This window comes from Allochromatium humboldtianum (assembly GCF_013385175.1).
Classification (GTDB): Bacteria; Pseudomonadota; Gammaproteobacteria; order Chromatiales; family Chromatiaceae; genus Thermochromatium; species Thermochromatium humboldtianum.
In genome coordinates this window covers 167,027-182,204 of the sequence record NZ_JABZEO010000001.1, presented here as the reverse complement: position 1 = coordinate 182,204, position 15,178 = coordinate 167,027, and the positions used below count along the sequence as shown (strand labels likewise).

Here is a 15,178-nt window from a genome sequence, read left to right as displayed (position 1 = left end):
CGCTCAATCAGAGAGTTACGTTAACTCAGTCGGGGTTCCCATGCCAGAAGTCAAGCTTCTGGGGCCGACGGCCTGCGCGTTGTCGGCCCTCGCCTTGCCCTTTTTCACCGGTTGTGCCGGCCAAGGCGGCCTCGCCGAGGCCGATTACTCCAGCGATCTGTACGCCGGCGTGGTCTCGGCGCGTGAATATGGTTATGTCAGACCCGCCCGTGATGTCAAGGTGACGGCCCGCTCGCGCGTCGTGGAGCACGGACGGATCGGTCCAGGGGGGGATCTCTGGCAGCGCGTGCGCTCGGGGATGCAGCTCGATCTTCAGGCCAACGCCGGCATCGACAGCACGCTGGAACGCTTCAGGCGCGATCCGCGCTATCTGGAGCGGCTCTCGCGACGCGCCTCGCCCTATCTGCCGGTCATCGTCGCCGAGATCGAGCGCCGCGGTTTCCCGATGGAGCTGGCCCTGCTGCCGCATGTCGAGAGCCGCTACGACCCGGCGGCCACCTCGCCCAAGTCCGCCGCCGGCATCTGGCAGTTCATGCCCTATACGGCCCGCGAGATGGGTCTGCGCCTGGACGACTACACTGACGAGCGGCGCGACGTGGTGGCCTCGACCCGCGCCGCGCTGGACTATCTGGAACGGCTCAACAAGCGCTTCGAGGGCGACTGGGAGCTGACCATGGCCGCCTACAACTGTGGTCCGGGCTGTGTGTCCTCGGCCATCGAGGCCAACCGCCGCGAGGGCAAGCCGACGGATTTCTGGTCGCTCAACCTGCCGAACGAGACCCGGCAGTACGTCCCGCAGATCCTGGCCGCCTCCAAGCTGGTGGCCGAGTCACGCCGCTACGGCCAGCACCTGCCCTCGATCCCGGATCGCATCGGCATCGACGTGATCCGCTCCAATCGGCCGATGGATCTGGCCAAGGTCGCTCTGGACAACGGCGTCAAGCTCGACGATCTCAAGCGTCTGAATCCCGAGCTGAAGATCGGGCGCTGGTCGCGTCCGACCGTCACCGAGTTGAACGTGCCCCAGGGTCAGGGGGCGCGCATCAGCGCCGGCTCATCGGCGATCCAGCTCGACGCACTGCCCCTGCCGATGGTCGCCGGCCGCGCTTCGACTCAGGTGCGTCTGACGGAGCGCCGACCGGCCGCCGCTGCGCCCACCGGCACACGCAGCCATACCGTCAGGAACGGCGAGACCCTGTCGGCCGTCGCACTGCGTCACGGCCTGGATCTCAAGACTCTGGCGGAGGCCAATGGTCTCTCCGAGCGCGATCCCCTGCTCCCTGGCCAGACGCTCGAAATACCGACCCGTCAGGCGCAAGCCGTCATCACGCATCGCGTCCAGCCCGGCGAATCACTCACTGGACTGGCGCGCCGCTATGGGGTCTCGATCGAAGAGATCCGGCGTTGGAACAAGCTCGCCGACAATACGCTCAAGAGCGGCGCCACGGTGCGGATCTATAAAAGCAATCGTTCCTGAGCGAACGGCCAGGACCGGCGGATCTTCGACCGGTCTGGTCGCCTTGGCGTACCCGGCCTCAAGCCGCCGGAGCGAGGCTCAGAAAGAAACGCAGCATTTCATGTGAGGCATCCGGCCCCTTGGACTCGGCGAAGGAGCCGGCCGGATCGCCGCCGAACCAGCCGTGTCCGCCGCCCTGCACCATCCAGAGCTCGGCGCGGATCGCGCCGTCGGCGTCCAGATAGCGGGTGCGGGTGTAGTCCAGACCGCCCGGCGCCCGCCCCGTCTCGCGCTCGATGCGCGGCTCGTCATCCCCGGCCAGCGCCTGTTCGACGATCCAGGAGGCATTGACCGGATTGACCCTGAGATCCGCGTCGCCCTGGAAGACGATGACCGGCACGCCGATACCTTCCATGTCCGCTTTCCCTCTGACGGCCGACGGTCCCTGATGCATGAGCGTCAGCGCCGACATCTGATCGCGCGCCAATCCATACGGCAGGCCGGAATGCACACCGACGGCAGCAAAGAGTTCTGGATGGATCGCAGCGAGCGTCAGAGCCATGGCGCCGCCGGCTGAGAGTCCGGCGACATACAGACGGCGCGGATCGGCGCCATGCCGGACGGCGATATCACGGGTCAGGGCCGCGAGCAGTGCCGCCTCCCCCTGATCGGGACGCTGATGCTCGGGCAGGAACCAGTTCCAGCAGCCCGTGGCATTGGCGGTGCGTGACTGGCTCGGATAGAGGACGATGAAGCCCAGCTCGTCGGCGAGCCAGTTGAAGCGGGTCAGACGCGCAACATCGGCGGCATCCTGCTGGCAGCCGTGCAGCATCAGGATCAGCGGACGCGGCGCACCATCCGTGTCAGCCGGTACATAGAGGTCATAGTCACGCGCCTCAGACCCATGCGTGTAGCGACCATGGAGCGAGCGTCCGCCCGTGGGGCCGACATCCTCGATGGCCTCGAAATCACCGTCGATGATGCCGTGACGATCAGCGGCGGCGGCATCCGCCCTGGCCGTGTCGCGCGTCAGATGCAGACCACGCTGAATGAGGGCCGTGGCCTCGGTGAAGCGACCATCGCGTCCCAGATGCATGGCTTCGGCCAGGATCGTCTTCAGTGTCTCGTTCATCATCGATCGACGGTTTGCCACTCGAACTGAGTCCGGACAGATTAAACCGTTCCGTCGACGGCGTCGATCGCCAACGCCGACGCGCTCAGTAACCGTGATGACGCAACGTCTCGATCAGGATCTCGCGGTTGCGATAGCGCACGTCCTGGCCGAGCGCCACATAGATGACCTGCTCGGCGATGCTGGAGGCATGATTGCCGATGTGCTTGAGCGCCTGCGCGCAGTGGAACAGCGCAATGGTCTGACGCGGCACCAGTCCATCGGTATCCGATTCGCTCAGCAGATCGCGCAATGCACGCGCGGCCTCGTGGAGCTTCGACTCGTTTTCGAAGATGGTCAGGGCTTGGGTCACGTCGAAGCTGGTGACGGCATGGACACTGCGCTCGAACATGCAGCAGGCCTTGTCGTCGAGGCGCTGGAAGGCGGCACGCAGCGGTTCGACGAGCAACTCGCCGCCCGACTCCTGCTGACGCAGCTCCAGCGCCTGACGGGCGATGCGCGCCGCCTTGTCGCCGGCACGCTCGACCTCGCCGGCGATCTTGGACAGCGCCAGCACGATGCGCAGATCCACCGCCGTCGGCTGACGCCGGGCGATGACCCGAAACACCTCTTCGTCCGCATCGAGCGAGAGATAGTCGATCAGGGGTTCGCGATCGAGCACACGATAGGCCTGGGACTCATCGTCCTCGATCAGCGCGGCGACCGCCGCCTGGGTCTGGTCGACGACACGCTCGCCCATCTGCAGGATGATGGCGCGCAGCTTGGCCAGCTCCTGGTCGTAGCGGCGCACGGTATGGCCGGTGGTGAGATCGCCGGCCGGCTTGTCGATGGCTGTGTCGCTCATCCTCGACTCCGCGCGCGCTTCAACCGAAGCGCCCGGTGATGTAATCCTCGGTGAGCCGGTGCTGAGGATTGGTGAAGATCTGGTTGGTCTCGCCGACCTCGATCAGATCACCGAGATGGAAATAGGCGGTGCGCTGCGAGACGCGCGCGGCCTGTTGCATCGAGTGGGTGACGATGGCGATCGAGTAGTTGGCCCGTAGTTCGTCGATCAGTTCCTCGATGATGGCGGTGGCGATGGGGTCGAGCGCCGAGCAGGGCTCGTCCATCAGGATCACCTCGGGCGAGACGGCGATGGTGCGGGCGATGCACAGTCGCTGCTGCTGACCGCCCGACAGGCCGGTGCCGGGCTGATCGAGCCGATCCTTGACCTCATTCCAGAGTCCGGCCTTCTGCAGACTGGTCTCGACCAGTTCGTCCAGCTCGGCCTTGTTGTTGGTCAACCCATGGATGCGCGGCCCATAGGCGACGTTCTCATAGATCGACTTGGGGAAGGGATTGGGCTTCTGGAACACCATGCCGACCTGGGCGCGCAGCGGCACCGGGTCGAGTCCCTTGTCATAGATGTCCTGCTCGTCGAGCTTGATCGAGCCTGTGACCCGACAGCCGTCGATGGTGTCGTTCATGCGATTGAGACAGCGCAGGAAGGTCGATTTGCCGCAGCCCGAGGGGCCGATCATCGACAGCACCTCGTTCTTGCCGATGTCCAGGCTCACGCCCTTGATGGCCTGCTTGGCGCCGTACCAGACGTCGACGTTGCGGCAGGTCATACGCGGATCGGCGACCGTGACGTCGCCGACGGTGGCCGCGGACGGCCGGTCTTGTGCCAAGTCGGCGGAGCTGATGGCGCCTGTCGTCTTGTCCATTGTTTCAACCAGGGTATTCATAAACACTTAGCCTCTAGCTCGCACCGCGCCGGCCGTTCGGAGACGCCCGGACGCGGTGCGAGACGATGGATGTCAGGCCCTACCAGCGTCGCTCGAACCGGCGGCGCAGCAGCACGGCGGCCAGATTCATGACGAACAGGAAGGCCAGCAGCACGAGGATGGCCGCTGAGGTGCGCTCGACGAAGCCGCGCTCGGGACTGTCGGCCCACAGGAAGATCTGCACCGGCAGCACGGTCGCGGCATCGTTGAAGCCCTTGGGGATGTCGACGATGAAGGCGATCATGCCGATCATCAGCAAGGGCGCGGTTTCACCGAGCGCGCGCGCCATGCCGATGATCGAGCCGGTCAGGATGCCGGGCAAGGCCAGCGGTAGTACATGATGGAACTGGGTCTGCAAGGGCGAGGCGCCGACGCCGAGCGCGGCCTCGCGGATCGAGGGCGGCACCGATTTGAGCGCCACCCGGCTGGCGATGATGATGGTCGGCAGCGTCATGAGCGTCATCACCAGCGCCGCGACCAGGGGGGTGGAGCGCGGCACGCCGAAGAAGCCGATGAACACCGCCAGCCCCAGCAGACCGAAGACGATCGAGGGCACGGCGGCGAGATTGTTGACGTTGACCTCGATCAGATCCGTCCAGCGGTTCTTGGGCGCGAACTCCTCCAGATAGAGCGCCGCGCCGACGCCGATCGGGAACGACAGCAGGAAGGTCAGCACCAGGGTGTAGAACGACCCCATGAGCGCCCCGGCGATACCGGCCAGTTCCGGCTCACGCGAGGTGCCGTGAGTGAAGAAGATGGTGTTGAAGCGCTTGGCGACCCGGCCCTCGGCCTCCAGCCGGTCGACCCAGGCGATCATCTGATCTCCGACGCGACGGTCGGACGCCGGGGCGTTACGGTCGATGTAGCCCTTGACCAGCATGTCGATGTCGTCGTCGGCCAGGATCCACAGCTCCTGCGTGGTGCCGATCAGCGCCGGATCGGCCATCACCCGCTCGCGCAGCAGATCGGGCGCGCCGACGCTGATCATCGAATTCAGCAGTCGCCGGTCGCGCCGATCCTTGACCTCGGGGAACTGCTCGCGCAGCGCCTCGCGGATCAGCTTCATGTAATCGGCGCGCGCCAGCGTCGCCGGATCGCGCGCGCCGTCCGGATCGATGGTCGCGGCGGCCAGCTCGATCGGCAGCTGGATATAGGTCTGCTGGAAGGCCGTATAACCCTTGAGGATGATGTCGGCGAACAGCAGCACCACGAACACCATGCCCAGCGTGACCGCCGTGGCCCCGAGCCACCGGAAGCGGCGCTCGCGGGCATAGCGGCGTTTGAGCGAGGCGTTGACGATGTCGATGGCGCGACGCGGCGGCGTCGTGTCGGCTGGATTATTCATATTGCTCCCGATACTTGCGCACGATCGACAGGGCGATCACGTTGAGCGTGAGTGTCACCAGGAACAGCGTCAGTCCCAGGGCGAAGGCGGCGAGCGTCTTGGCGCTGTCGAACTCCTGGTCGCCGGTGAGCAGGGTCACGATCTGCACCGTCACCGTGGTGACGCTGTCGAGCGGATTGGCGGTCAGGTTGGCGGCCAGTCCGGCGGCCATGACCACGATCATGGTCTCGCCGATGGCGCGCGAGACGGCGAGCAGGATGCCGCCGACGATGCCGGGCAGCGCCGCCGGGATGACGACGCGCCGAATGGTCTCGGACTGGGTCGCGCCCAGGGCATAGGAACCGTCGCGCAGCGACTGGGGTACGGCGTTGATGACGTCGTCCGACAGCGAGGAGACGAAGGGGATGATCATGATGCCCATGACCAGACCGGCGGCGAGCGCACTCTCCGAGGCCACGTCCAGCCCCAGACTCATGCCCAGATCGCGGATGAAGGGCGCGACGGTCAGGGCGGCGAAGAAGCCATAGACCACGGTCGGGATGCCGGCCAGGATCTCCAGGGTCGGCTTGGCGATGGCGCGCACCTTGCGATGGGCGTATTCGGACAGATAGATCGCCGACAGCAGCCCGATGGGCACGGCCACCAGCATCGAGATCAGCGACACCATCAGGGTGCCGGTGAACAGCGGAATGGCGCCGAATGAACCCGAGGCCCCGACCTGATCGGCGCGCAGCGCGATCTGCGGACTCCAGTTGGCGCCGAAGAAGAACTCGAGCGGCGAGACCTTCTGGAAGAACAGCAGCGATTCGAACAGCACCGAGAGCACGATCCCGAGCGTGGTCAGGATCGCGATCGAGGAAAAGATGATCAGAATGACGGTGAAGGCCGATTCGACCCGATTGCGCGCACGCAGACGCGGCTGAGTACGCATCCAGGCATAGGCCAGACCGGCCAGCGCCGCCGCCAGCACCACCGCCCACATGGCCCACTGCGAAATGAGGTTCAAGCGATTGTACTGATCCGCCGCCGCCTGGATCTCGGGCGTCACCTCAGCCGAGACGATGTTGCCGGTGGCCAGATTGCGGATGTCGTTGATCAGGAGTCCCAGTCGTCCCTCCGACAGCCCAGCGACCATCTCGGTGGGGAGATGCGAGGTCACGAGGCCGATGACGATCTGATCCTGGAGTCCGATCCACAGCCCCATCAGCATCAAGGCGGGCAGCCCGGCCCAGAGCGCGGCATAGAGTCCGTAGTAGGTCGGCAGTGAATGCAGTTGCTTGATCCGGGTCGGACCGCCGGCGCTGGCGATGGCGCGTTGACGCCCGATCTGATAGGCCCCGGCCATGGCCGCGAGCACGACGAGCATGAGGATCCAGGAGTACATCGGTATCTCGTCTGGGTTTGAATGCAAAGGCCGATGCCCGAGAGAACCGGGCATCGGCAACGAGCGGGAGGCGTTCCGTGCCGCCTTACTTGGCGGGCTTGTCCATCGGCTTGAGCGACTGCGCGGCCTCGGCGGCGGCGGCACGCTCGTCATCCGGCAGGGCGATCAGACCCTTGTCGGCCAGATAGCCTTCCGGCCCCCAGGCCTTGTCGCTGGTGAATTCGGTGACGAACTCCTCGATGCCGGGAATGGTGCCGACATGGGCCTTCTTGACATAGAAGTAGATCGAGCGCGAGACCGGATAGGAGCCGTCGGAGATGCTGTCATAGGTCGGCTCGACGCCGGCGATCCTGGCGCCCTGGACCTTGTCGGCGTTCTGGTCCAGGAAGCTGTAGCCGAAGATGCCGAGCGCGCCCGGATTGGCCACCAGCTTCTGCACGATCAGGTTGTCGTTCTCGCCGGCCTCGATATAGGCGCCGTCCTCACGGATACCGTGGCAGACGGCCTTGTGCTTGTCCTTGTCGGTCTTCTTGAGTTCCTTGATCTCGGGGATGCTGTCGCAGCCTCCCTCCATGGCCAGCTCGACGAAGGCGTCACGGGTGCCGGACGTGGGCGGCGGACCCAGGACTTCGATCTTGACTTCGGGCAGGTCGGCGTTGACGTCCTTCCAGGTCTGGTAGGGGTTGGCCATGAAGCCGCCCTTGCCGTCCGGAACGTCCTTGGCGAGCGCCAGATAGATGTCCTTGAGGGTCAGATCCCAGGCGCCGGCCGTCTTGGAGTTGGCGATGGCGATGCCGTCATAGCCGATCTTGACCTCGGTGATCTCCTTGACGCCGGCTTCCTGGCAGGCCTCGAACTCGCTGGCCTTCATGGCGCGCGAGGCGTTGGTGATGTCGGGATGATCGACGCCGACGCCGCCGCAGAACAGTTTCATGCCGCCGCCGGTGCCGGTGGACTCGACCTTGGGGGTCTTGAAGTTGCCGGCACGACCGAAGGTCTCGGCCACGGCGGTCGAGAAGGGGAACACGGTCGAGGAGCCGACGATGTTGATGGTGTCGCGGGCCATGGCCTGGGTCGAGAGCGTGGTCGCGGCCAGAGTCACGGCTGCGGCGATCAGAGTCTTGTTCATGTGTTGGGAATCTCCTGAAAGTGGACGAAAGCGCACGGGGCGCTATTGTCGTCACGGCTGGTTCCCATTGTATGAAGACAAGATGACGATTCCGTGACAGCGCGCGTCGTGCGCGAGCGTGCTGTCAATCCGGATCTCTACTGCTTCGCCCGGCCTGAGTCGCCCTGTAACTGCCCGAGCGAACGGATCAGGCGCAGACTGGTATTGAAGAAATCCTCCTGCGGCTGCTTCTCGCAGAGCGCACCGATGCGCAGCATGGCTGCATCCAGCTCACCGCCCGCGAGCACGTCGCGCCCCACGGCCAGATTCAGTCCCGTGACCAGCCCCGCCAGCCACTGACGATAGAGCCGGTATTCCTCACTGGCGATCCCGGCCGGCGTGCCCGGTCCCGGACGACTGGCGAGATAGGCCGCGCAGCTCTTGGTTCCCTGCCCCCAGAGCGCGGGCACGGCGAGACGCTCGACAGGAGACTCGGGGGGAGGCTCGGCCGCATGAACCGGCAGTGACAGGCTCAGAGCCAGCCCGGCCGCGCACCCCAGCCGAACGAGAGACGAATGATCACCCATGACAGGATTCCTGAAAGGTTCGGGACGATGAAAGCGATTGATTCGGGTATGATCGCCGGATTTTTCGGTTTCGGGCAATGATCCATGCGCGTCTTGATGATCTCGGATGTCTATTTTCCCCGCGTGACCGGCGTCTCGACGTCGATCCAGACCTTCGCGCGTGAATTCGGCGCCAAGGGACACGAAGTCACCCTGATCGCGCCCGATTATGGTTCGAGTGACTATGATTCGAAGCTGAACGAGTCGTTCGAGATCATCCGCATCCCCTCGCGCTATCTGCCGATCGACCCTGAGGATCGCATCCTCCAGCCGTTCAGGATCCGTGGTCTGACGGACGCTCTCAAGGGGCGCGGATTCGATCTGCTGCACATCCAGACGCCCTTCATCGCCCACTATTCCGGCCTGGGGCTGGCCAGGCGGCTCGAACTGCCCGTGGTCGAGAGCTATCACACCTTCTTCGAGCAGTATCTGCATCACTATGTGCCCTGGGTGCCGGCACGCTGGATGCGGGGGGCGGCACGCCACTTCTCGACCAGTCAATGCAATGGCGTCGATGCGCTCGTGGCGCCCTCCCGGGCGATGCTCGACGTGCTGCGCGACTATGGTATCCAGACCCCGGCCGAGGTCATCCCGACTGGGATCGATCTGGACCAGTTCAGCCAGGGCGACGGCCGGCGCTTCCGGGCGCGTCATGACATCCCGCCCGAACGCCCGGTGCTGGTACTGGTGAGCCGGCTCGCCTTCGAGAAAAACATCGAGTTCATCCTGCGCGCGCTGGTCAGGATCAAGGCCGAGGTGCCGGACGTGCTGCTGGTGATCGCCGGCGAGGGTCCGGCCCAGCGCGATCTGGAGCGTCTGGCCGAGCAGTTGGGCCTGGCCGACAACACACGCTTCCTGGGCTATCTGAATCGCGACGGCAGTCTGGAGGATTGCTACCGGGCCGGAACCGCCTTTCTCTTCGCCTCACGCACCGAGACCCAGGGGCTGGTGCTACTGGAGGCCATGGCGCTCGGCGTGCCCGTGGTCTCGACGGCCGTCATGGGGACCAAGGAAGTGCTGGGCGATGGACAGGGCGCGCTCATCGCCGAGGAGGACGAGGCGGATTTTGCGGGCAAGGCGGTGCGGCTACTGAAGGAGCCGGACTTACGCCGGCGGCTGGCGCGCGAGGCGGTCGAACATGCACACGACTGGTCGGCCCCGGTGCTGGCCGACCGTCTGCTGAAGTTCTACGAGCAGGTGATCGATCAGGCGAGGATATCGATCAGATAGTTGGACATATCGTTATCGGCTTGCACGACCTTGGCCGAGGCCTCGACCTGACGCAGGTTCTCGGTCTGATCGACCAGCGGCGCGCTGATGTCGCGCACCGAGGCGCCTGCCGGCGACTTGACGCTGGCACTCGCGATCTCGCTGGCATTCTGACTCAACCCATCCATACCCCGCTGCATCCCCATCCAACCGGCCTGGCCGACGATTCCGGTGATCATCTCGGTTCCTCCGTCAAAAAATCATTGCCTTGATGGAAGCTTAGTCCAGACGGGCCGAAGGCGCTGGGATCGCGCACCGATTCGCGGCCTGTCTCACGGACAGCGTGCGCAAGACACGCCGCCGGCACACTGACTGCACCGATCGCGGCCTGCTAGACTGCGCCTGATCGACAAGACATGTGAAATTCTGCCCGGATGCCTCCATGAGCGCCAGCTTCCATCAATTCGCCTACTTCATCTGGTCGGTGGCCGACCTGCCATGCGATCCCTATCGTCCACTGCAGTATGAGCATGAGCTCGTGATGTTACCGTTGAACATGCTGCGCTGTGCTCAAGCGCCACGACGCGCTGCGGCGGGAGGTGACAGAGTGAATATCGAGCGCGCCGAGCATGGACCCATAGTCAAAAGCATGACTCGGCCATTTCCAAAAGGGGCTATTTAGTGAGCGATAAAGCCTTCATTCACCGTGTCGTCCTACGGAACTACAAGAGCATCGGCCACTGCGATGTCCGGTTGGGAGCCTTGACCTATCTGGTGGGCGTCAATGGCTCCGGCAAGAGCAACTTTCTCGACGCGCTGCACCTAGTGCGCGATGCGCTCAACGGCTCGCTCGACAATGCACTGAATGAGCGCGGCGGCTTAAGCGAGGTGCGCCGGCGCTCCAGCGGCCATCCCACCCATTTCGGCATCCGGCTGGAGTTTCGACTTCCGGACGGACGGTGCGGCCATTTCGCCTTCCAGGTCGGGGCGCTGAAGGATCGCGGCTACGAAGTCCAGACAGAGAAATGCGTGATCGACGGCATCGGCAGGGGACCGTTCTACCGGATCGACCGTGGAGCATTGCGCGACAGCAGCGAGTCGTCTTTCCCGGCGATCACCTCGGATCGCTTGGCCCTGGTCGCCGCCTCGGGACTCACCGCCTTTCGTCCGGTGTTCGATGCATTGACATCCATGAGCTTCTACAACATCAATCCCAAACTCATGCGTGAACTGCAAAAGCCGCAAGAGGGGCGCCTGCTCAAGTCTGCCGGTGAAAATATCGCCAGTGTCATCGGACATCTGGAGCGCGTGGGACGCGAGCAATTGGACATCATTGAGGATTATCTGCAAACGGTGGTTCCCATGGTGCATGGCGTGGAACGCAAGCAGGTTGGTCCCATGGAGACGCTGGAGTTTCGGCAGGATATGGCCGGCTCCAAACACCCCTGGCGCTTTCTGGCACAAAACATGTCTGACGGCACCCTGCGTGCGCTGGGCATTCTGGTCGCCCTGTTTCAAGGCAATCGAGACTATTCCACTACCTTGGTCGGCATGGAAGAGCCGGAAACCGCGCTACACCCGGCAGCCAGCGCCGCCTTACGCGAGGCGCTGATTCGAGCGTCACGGAGCACGCAGGTGATCGTGACCAGCCACAGCCCCGACCTGCTCGATGATCGCGGCATTCCTATCGAAGCCTTTCTGGCAGTCGTTTCCGAGGGTGGTGAGACACGCATCGCGCCGCTCGATGAGGCCACGCGCGAGGCCATGCGTCGGCAACTCTTCTCAGCCGGCGAGTTGTTGCGGCTCAATCAGCTTGCACCCGATCGAAAGTTTCTAGCGGTCCAGGAGCGGCGCCAGCCCGATTTGTTCGGGGATGTCGAAGCATGAAAGTCGCTTGCATCGTGGAGGGAGACGGAGAAGTCGCGGCTCTGCCGATCCTGTTGCGCCGCTTGGCCGAATGGCGCTCACCTGGAATCTATCCGGACGTGCCGACGCCCATACGCGTTCACCGTGATCGCTTTTTGAATCGGGACAATGAGTTCTGCCGCCACCTGCATCTGGCCGCCGGAAAATGCGGTGAACACGGCTGGATTCTGGTGCTGTTGGATGCGGATGACGACTGCCCGGCCAAGCTGGGCGAGAACATCTTGCAGCGCGCGCAAGACTGTGTTCCCCATCGTCCGGTGTCGGCGGTGCTGGCCAACCGTGAGTTTGAGGCGTGGTTCATCGCAGCTGCGCCATCGTTGGATGGCTACCGTGGTTTCGTGTTCGATCCGCATGACGCCACCGAGCCCGAAGTGCCACGACATGCGAAAGGCTGGATCAAGGAGCGCATGACCAGTCGCAGTTATGGCGAAACTACCGACCAGCCGGCTTTCACTGCGCGCATGGATTTGCAGCAGGCGTTCGAGCGCAGTCGCTCGTTCCGCAAGCTGTGCGGTGAATGGGATCGGCGAATGGGGGGCATATGAATGGAGTGAACGCCATCGACCTTCTCGCTTCGCTACCTGACGAGCGGGATGGCGTTAGGTTGAAAGCGGTTTGCGATTCCATATCCTTTGTCAAAGAACACCGCGTCACCCTCATGACCGCCTCCGTCAACGGCCATATTCCGCTGGAGGCCATGCGGACATGACGACGCCCAAGTGTTGGATCGTCGCCGGCCCTAATGGCGCGGGTAAGACCACCTTCGCTCTGGACTACCTGCCCCAGGTTGCCGGCTGCTCCCGCTTCGTCAACGCCGATCTAATCGCCGCCGGACTCTCACCGCTCGCACCCGAACGCGAGTTGCTGGCCGCCAGCCGGATTTTTCTGCGCGAAATCGAAGTCTGCATAACGGACCGCAAAGATTTCGCCTTCGAAACAACCCTGGCGGGACAAACCCATCTACGCACGGTCGAACGCTTACGGCGGGAGGGTTGGTGGGTGGAAATCATCTACCTGGCCCTACCCAGCGTGGAAATGTCGAAGCTGCGAGTCGCCGAACGTGTGGCCCACGGCGGACATGATATTCCAGAGGTCGATATCAAACGGCGCTTTCCACGCGGCCTGCGCCACCTACTCAACGACTTCAGTCACCGCGTGGACCGCTGCACCTGTTTCATGAACGCTGGAGAACACCCGATGCTGGTCTTCGAACAGCAAGCAGAAAACCGAGACATCCTGCACGAGGATCATTTTCAGCGTCTGCTCAAGGAGTCACAATCATGAACATTCATCGTAAAACCATGCCATCGGAGGAAGGTCGCCGGCTACTGGGTGCACTCAGCCAAGCCGTGGACAAGGCACTGGAAAGAAAGCGGCGGCTCGGTCAGTACGCTGTGATCTGGCAAGGTGGCAAACCGGTCGTGCTAGGTGAAGACGCACCGCAGTCGGCTGCAAGCACCCACGAAACAGAAATCGGGTTACTCGGGAGCTGACCCCGTGAAGCCGCTTTCTAAACCGCCATCGAAGCCACGCTGCCGACCAGCGGTTATCACGTTCGCTACCCTGGGCCGCTGCCCCAAGTGCTTCGGCAGGACACCGCGACTCGCCTTTTTCCACTCGCCCACGGCCTGCACCCCGAACTGGAGGCCCACTAGCAGGCCAACCCTTCAGCCGCCGCCGCGCGTTCACGGATCGTTTTGGAGAGTTCATCGCCCAGATAGCGATCGATCAGGGCGCGCCCGAGATAGATCAGGGGCGTGAGCGCGATGGCGACAATGAACTTGTAGACATAGTTCACAGTGCCCACCGCGAGGAACAGCTCCATCGGCCATTGCTGCGGCCCGAGCACGAAGGCGACATAGAGCACCACGAAGCTGTCGATGAACTGCGAGATCAGGGTCGAGCCGGTCGCGCGCGCCCAGATGTAGTGCCCGCCTGTCAGACGCCGGATGCGATGGAAGACGATCACATCGACGATCTGGCCGATGAGGAAGGCGACCACAGAACCGACGATGATCCACATGCCCTGGCCGAAGATAGCGCTGAAGGCCGCCTGCATGTCCGGCACGCCCTGCCCGGACTGGATGCCGACCCACCAGTCGGCCGGCGCCAGCCCGATCGACAGATAGGCGAAACCGAAAGCGTAGAGAATGAGACCGACCGTCAGATAGGACAGCAGCTTCACGCCGCGCCGGCCGTAGTACTCGTTGATGATGTCGGTCATGATGAACACCACCGGCCACAACAGCACGCCGGCGGTGAAGCTCAGTGAACCGGACTGACCGAACAGATTCCAGTCGAGGGGCGCCAGTCCCAGGGTCGTTTCGAGGGCGAAGATCTTCACCCCCAGGAACTCGGCGATCAGGGCGTTGCAGACGAAGAAACCGCCGAGGACGATGAACAGCTTGGTCGGTCGGTCGAACATGCGGATCTCAGTGCTTCAGACCGCCAGACGCTCCCCGACGCGCAGCAGGGCGAGCGTGATGTTGTCGTTTCCGCCGCGCTCGTTGGCCAGCCGCACCAGCGCATCGGCGGCCGATTCGAGCGGGTCGTCCCCGATCGAACTCAGGATCTGCGTCAGCCAGTCATCCGGAACCAGACCGCTCAGCCCATCCGTGCAGAACAGAAAGAGATCGCCGCTGTCGATCGCGATCACATCCGATGAAACGGCCACGCTCGGCGTCGACCCCAGGGCGCGGGTCAGGATGTTCTCGCCGATCCCATAACGGCGAGCATCCTCGCGCGTGTTGAAGAACCCCTGATCGACGACCTCCTGGATGAACGAATGGTCACGTGAGAGCTGGACCAGCTCCTCGCCGCGTAGTCGGTAGAGTCGCGAGTCGCCGACATGGGCGAAGGCCAGCCAGTCCCGGCCGACCGCACCGACGACCACGGTCGTGCCCATGCCGGAGCATTCGCGGTTGTCCTTGGCATGGCGCAGGATGGTGATGTTGGCCTCCTCGACGGCGGCCTGGAGATAGAGCCGCGCCTTCTCGGCATTGGCGCTGGCGCCGACGCGCCGGCTGAAGCGCTCGGCGATGGTCTCGGTCGCCAGACGGCTGGCGACATGACCGGCCGTGGCCCCGCCGACACCATCGGCGACCACGACCAGACCGAACTCGGGACGCACGACCACCGCGTCCTCATTGCGCTGGCGCACCCGTCCCTGATCGGTGCGCCAGGCGAAGTCCAGTTCGAAAGCACTGACGGGCTTGGCGTCCATCAC

At 64.0% G+C, this 15,178-nt stretch carries 17 protein-coding genes; 7 read left to right on the top strand and 10 right to left on the bottom strand.

Annotation, left to right across the window (positions count from 1 at the left end):
- The first annotated feature begins 40 nt into the window (after positions 1-40).
- Complete coding sequence (locus HW932_RS00865) at positions 41-1,477, top strand: LysM peptidoglycan-binding domain-containing protein (protein WP_176974613.1); 1,437 nt, start codon at positions 41-43, stop codon at positions 1,475-1,477.
- 58 nt (positions 1,478-1,535) lie between these two features.
- Here HW932_RS00865 and HW932_RS00860 read toward each other — a convergent pair whose 3' ends face one another.
- From HW932_RS00860 to HW932_RS00830, 7 genes are all read right to left on the bottom strand, one after another.
- On the bottom strand, positions 1,536-2,588 hold the full coding sequence (locus tag HW932_RS00860; protein WP_176974612.1) for an extracellular catalytic domain type 1 short-chain-length polyhydroxyalkanoate depolymerase: 1,053 nt from the start codon (positions 2,586-2,588) through the stop codon (positions 1,536-1,538).
- Positions 2,589-2,673: 85 nt separating this feature from the next.
- On the bottom strand, positions 2,674-3,432 hold the full coding sequence (phoU, locus tag HW932_RS00855) for a phosphate signaling complex protein PhoU (protein WP_176974611.1): 759 nt from the start codon (positions 3,430-3,432) through the stop codon (positions 2,674-2,676).
- Positions 3,433-3,451: 19 nt separating this feature from the next.
- A complete protein-coding gene (gene pstB, locus HW932_RS00850) occupies positions 3,452-4,294 on the bottom strand; it encodes a phosphate ABC transporter ATP-binding protein PstB (protein ID WP_425485081.1) in 843 nt (280 codons plus the stop codon).
- A 100-nt stretch (positions 4,295-4,394) separates the two neighbouring features.
- Complete coding sequence (pstA, locus tag HW932_RS00845) at positions 4,395-5,699, bottom strand: phosphate ABC transporter permease PstA (RefSeq protein WP_176974609.1); 1,305 nt, start codon at positions 5,697-5,699, stop codon at positions 4,395-4,397.
- The gene (pstC, locus tag HW932_RS00840; protein WP_176974608.1) at positions 5,692-7,083 is read right to left on the bottom strand and encodes a phosphate ABC transporter permease subunit PstC; all 1,392 of its coding nucleotides are present in this window, start codon (positions 7,081-7,083) and stop codon (positions 5,692-5,694) included. The genes pstA and pstC overlap by 8 nt, the downstream gene beginning before the upstream one ends.
- An 85-nt stretch (positions 7,084-7,168) precedes the next feature.
- Positions 7,169-8,212 (bottom strand): PstS family phosphate ABC transporter substrate-binding protein, encoded by a 1,044-nt coding sequence (locus HW932_RS00835; RefSeq protein WP_176974607.1) that lies wholly within the window; start codon positions 8,210-8,212, stop codon positions 7,169-7,171.
- A 137-nt stretch (positions 8,213-8,349) separates the two neighbouring features.
- Entirely contained in the window at positions 8,350-8,778 is a 429-nt protein-coding gene (locus tag HW932_RS00830) for a hypothetical protein (RefSeq protein ID WP_176974606.1), read from the bottom strand.
- An 84-nt stretch (positions 8,779-8,862) separates the two neighbouring features.
- Between HW932_RS00830 and HW932_RS00825 the strand changes: the two genes are divergently transcribed.
- Positions 8,863-10,047, top strand: a complete 1,185-nt coding sequence (locus HW932_RS00825) for a glycosyltransferase (protein ID WP_176974605.1) — start codon at positions 8,863-8,865, stop codon at positions 10,045-10,047.
- Here the strand turns inward: HW932_RS00825 and HW932_RS00820 are convergent.
- Positions 10,023-10,265: a hypothetical protein gene (locus tag HW932_RS00820; protein WP_176974604.1), complete on the bottom strand. Its 243-nt coding sequence runs from the start codon at positions 10,263-10,265 to the stop codon at positions 10,023-10,025. The genes HW932_RS00825 and HW932_RS00820 overlap by 25 nt on opposite strands.
- A gap of 203 nt (positions 10,266-10,468) precedes the next feature.
- On the opposite strand from HW932_RS00820, the gene HW932_RS00815 reads away from it, so the two are divergent.
- The 5 genes from HW932_RS00815 (at position 10,469) to HW932_RS00795 (ending at position 13,445) form a co-directional block, all read left to right on the top strand.
- Positions 10,469-10,708, top strand: a complete 240-nt coding sequence (locus tag HW932_RS00815; protein WP_176974452.1) for a hypothetical protein — start codon at positions 10,469-10,471, stop codon at positions 10,706-10,708.
- Positions 10,708-11,913, top strand: a complete 1,206-nt coding sequence (locus HW932_RS00810; protein ID WP_176974603.1) for an AAA family ATPase — start codon at positions 10,708-10,710, stop codon at positions 11,911-11,913. The genes HW932_RS00815 and HW932_RS00810 overlap by 1 nt, the downstream gene beginning before the upstream one ends.
- Positions 11,910-12,497 carry a DUF4276 family protein gene (locus HW932_RS00805; protein ID WP_176974602.1) on the top strand — a complete coding sequence of 196 codons (588 nt, stop codon included), beginning with the start codon at positions 11,910-11,912 and terminating at the stop codon, positions 12,495-12,497. The genes HW932_RS00810 and HW932_RS00805 overlap by 4 nt, the downstream gene beginning before the upstream one ends.
- Positions 12,498-12,657: 160 nt before the next feature.
- Positions 12,658-13,236 (top strand): ATPase, encoded by a 579-nt coding sequence (locus HW932_RS00800; RefSeq protein WP_176974601.1) that lies wholly within the window; start codon positions 12,658-12,660, stop codon positions 13,234-13,236.
- The gene (locus tag HW932_RS00795) at positions 13,233-13,445 is read left to right on the top strand and encodes a hypothetical protein (RefSeq protein WP_176974600.1); all 213 of its coding nucleotides are present in this window, start codon (positions 13,233-13,235) and stop codon (positions 13,443-13,445) included. Before HW932_RS00800 ends, HW932_RS00795 begins: the two co-directional genes overlap by 4 nt.
- Before the next feature lie 158 nt (positions 13,446-13,603).
- Here the strand turns inward: HW932_RS00795 and HW932_RS00790 are convergent, their stop codons facing one another.
- Positions 13,604-14,377 (bottom strand): queuosine precursor transporter, encoded by a 774-nt coding sequence (locus HW932_RS00790; RefSeq protein ID WP_176974599.1) that lies wholly within the window; start codon positions 14,375-14,377, stop codon positions 13,604-13,606.
- 15 nt (positions 14,378-14,392) lie between these two features.
- Complete coding sequence (locus HW932_RS00785; RefSeq protein ID WP_176974598.1) at positions 14,393-15,175, bottom strand: PP2C family protein-serine/threonine phosphatase; 783 nt, start codon at positions 15,173-15,175, stop codon at positions 14,393-14,395.
- Positions 15,176-15,178: the final 3 nt, after the last annotated feature.

Excerpts from the sequence above, each read along its gene's own strand:
- HW932_RS00865 (WP_176974613.1), top strand. The coding sequence starts at position 41 with ATGCCAGAAGTCAAGCTTCTGGGGCCGACGGCCTGCGCGTTGTCGGCC.
- HW932_RS00860 (WP_176974612.1), bottom strand. The coding sequence starts at position 2,588 with ATGAACGAGACACTGAAGACGATCCTGGCCGAAGCCATGCATCTGGGA.
- phoU (WP_176974611.1), bottom strand. The coding sequence starts at position 3,432 with ATGAGCGACACAGCCATCGACAAGCCGGCCGGCGATCTCACCACCGGC.
- pstB (WP_425485081.1), bottom strand. The coding sequence starts at position 4,294 with ATGGACAAGACGACAGGCGCCATCAGCTCCGCCGACTTGGCACAAGAC.
- pstA (WP_176974609.1), bottom strand. The coding sequence starts at position 5,699 with ATGAATAATCCAGCCGACACGACGCCGCCGCGTCGCGCCATCGACATC.
- pstC (WP_176974608.1), bottom strand. The coding sequence starts at position 7,083 with ATGTACTCCTGGATCCTCATGCTCGTCGTGCTCGCGGCCATGGCCGGG.
- HW932_RS00835 (WP_176974607.1), bottom strand. The coding sequence starts at position 8,212 with ATGAACAAGACTCTGATCGCCGCAGCCGTGACTCTGGCCGCGACCACG.
- HW932_RS00830 (WP_176974606.1), bottom strand. The coding sequence starts at position 8,778 with ATGGGTGATCATTCGTCTCTCGTTCGGCTGGGGTGCGCGGCCGGGCTG.
- HW932_RS00825 (WP_176974605.1), top strand. The coding sequence starts at position 8,863 with ATGCGCGTCTTGATGATCTCGGATGTCTATTTTCCCCGCGTGACCGGC.
- HW932_RS00820 (WP_176974604.1), bottom strand. The coding sequence starts at position 10,265 with ATGATCACCGGAATCGTCGGCCAGGCCGGTTGGATGGGGATGCAGCGG.
- HW932_RS00815 (WP_176974452.1), top strand. The coding sequence starts at position 10,469 with ATGAGCGCCAGCTTCCATCAATTCGCCTACTTCATCTGGTCGGTGGCC.
- HW932_RS00805 (WP_176974602.1), top strand. The coding sequence starts at position 11,910 with ATGAAAGTCGCTTGCATCGTGGAGGGAGACGGAGAAGTCGCGGCTCTG.
- HW932_RS00800 (WP_176974601.1), top strand. The coding sequence starts at position 12,658 with ATGACGACGCCCAAGTGTTGGATCGTCGCCGGCCCTAATGGCGCGGGT.
- HW932_RS00795 (WP_176974600.1), top strand. The coding sequence starts at position 13,233 with ATGAACATTCATCGTAAAACCATGCCATCGGAGGAAGGTCGCCGGCTA.
- HW932_RS00790 (WP_176974599.1), bottom strand. The coding sequence starts at position 14,377 with ATGTTCGACCGACCGACCAAGCTGTTCATCGTCCTCGGCGGTTTCTTC.
- HW932_RS00785 (WP_176974598.1), bottom strand. The coding sequence starts at position 15,175 with ATGGACGCCAAGCCCGTCAGTGCTTTCGAACTGGACTTCGCCTGGCGC.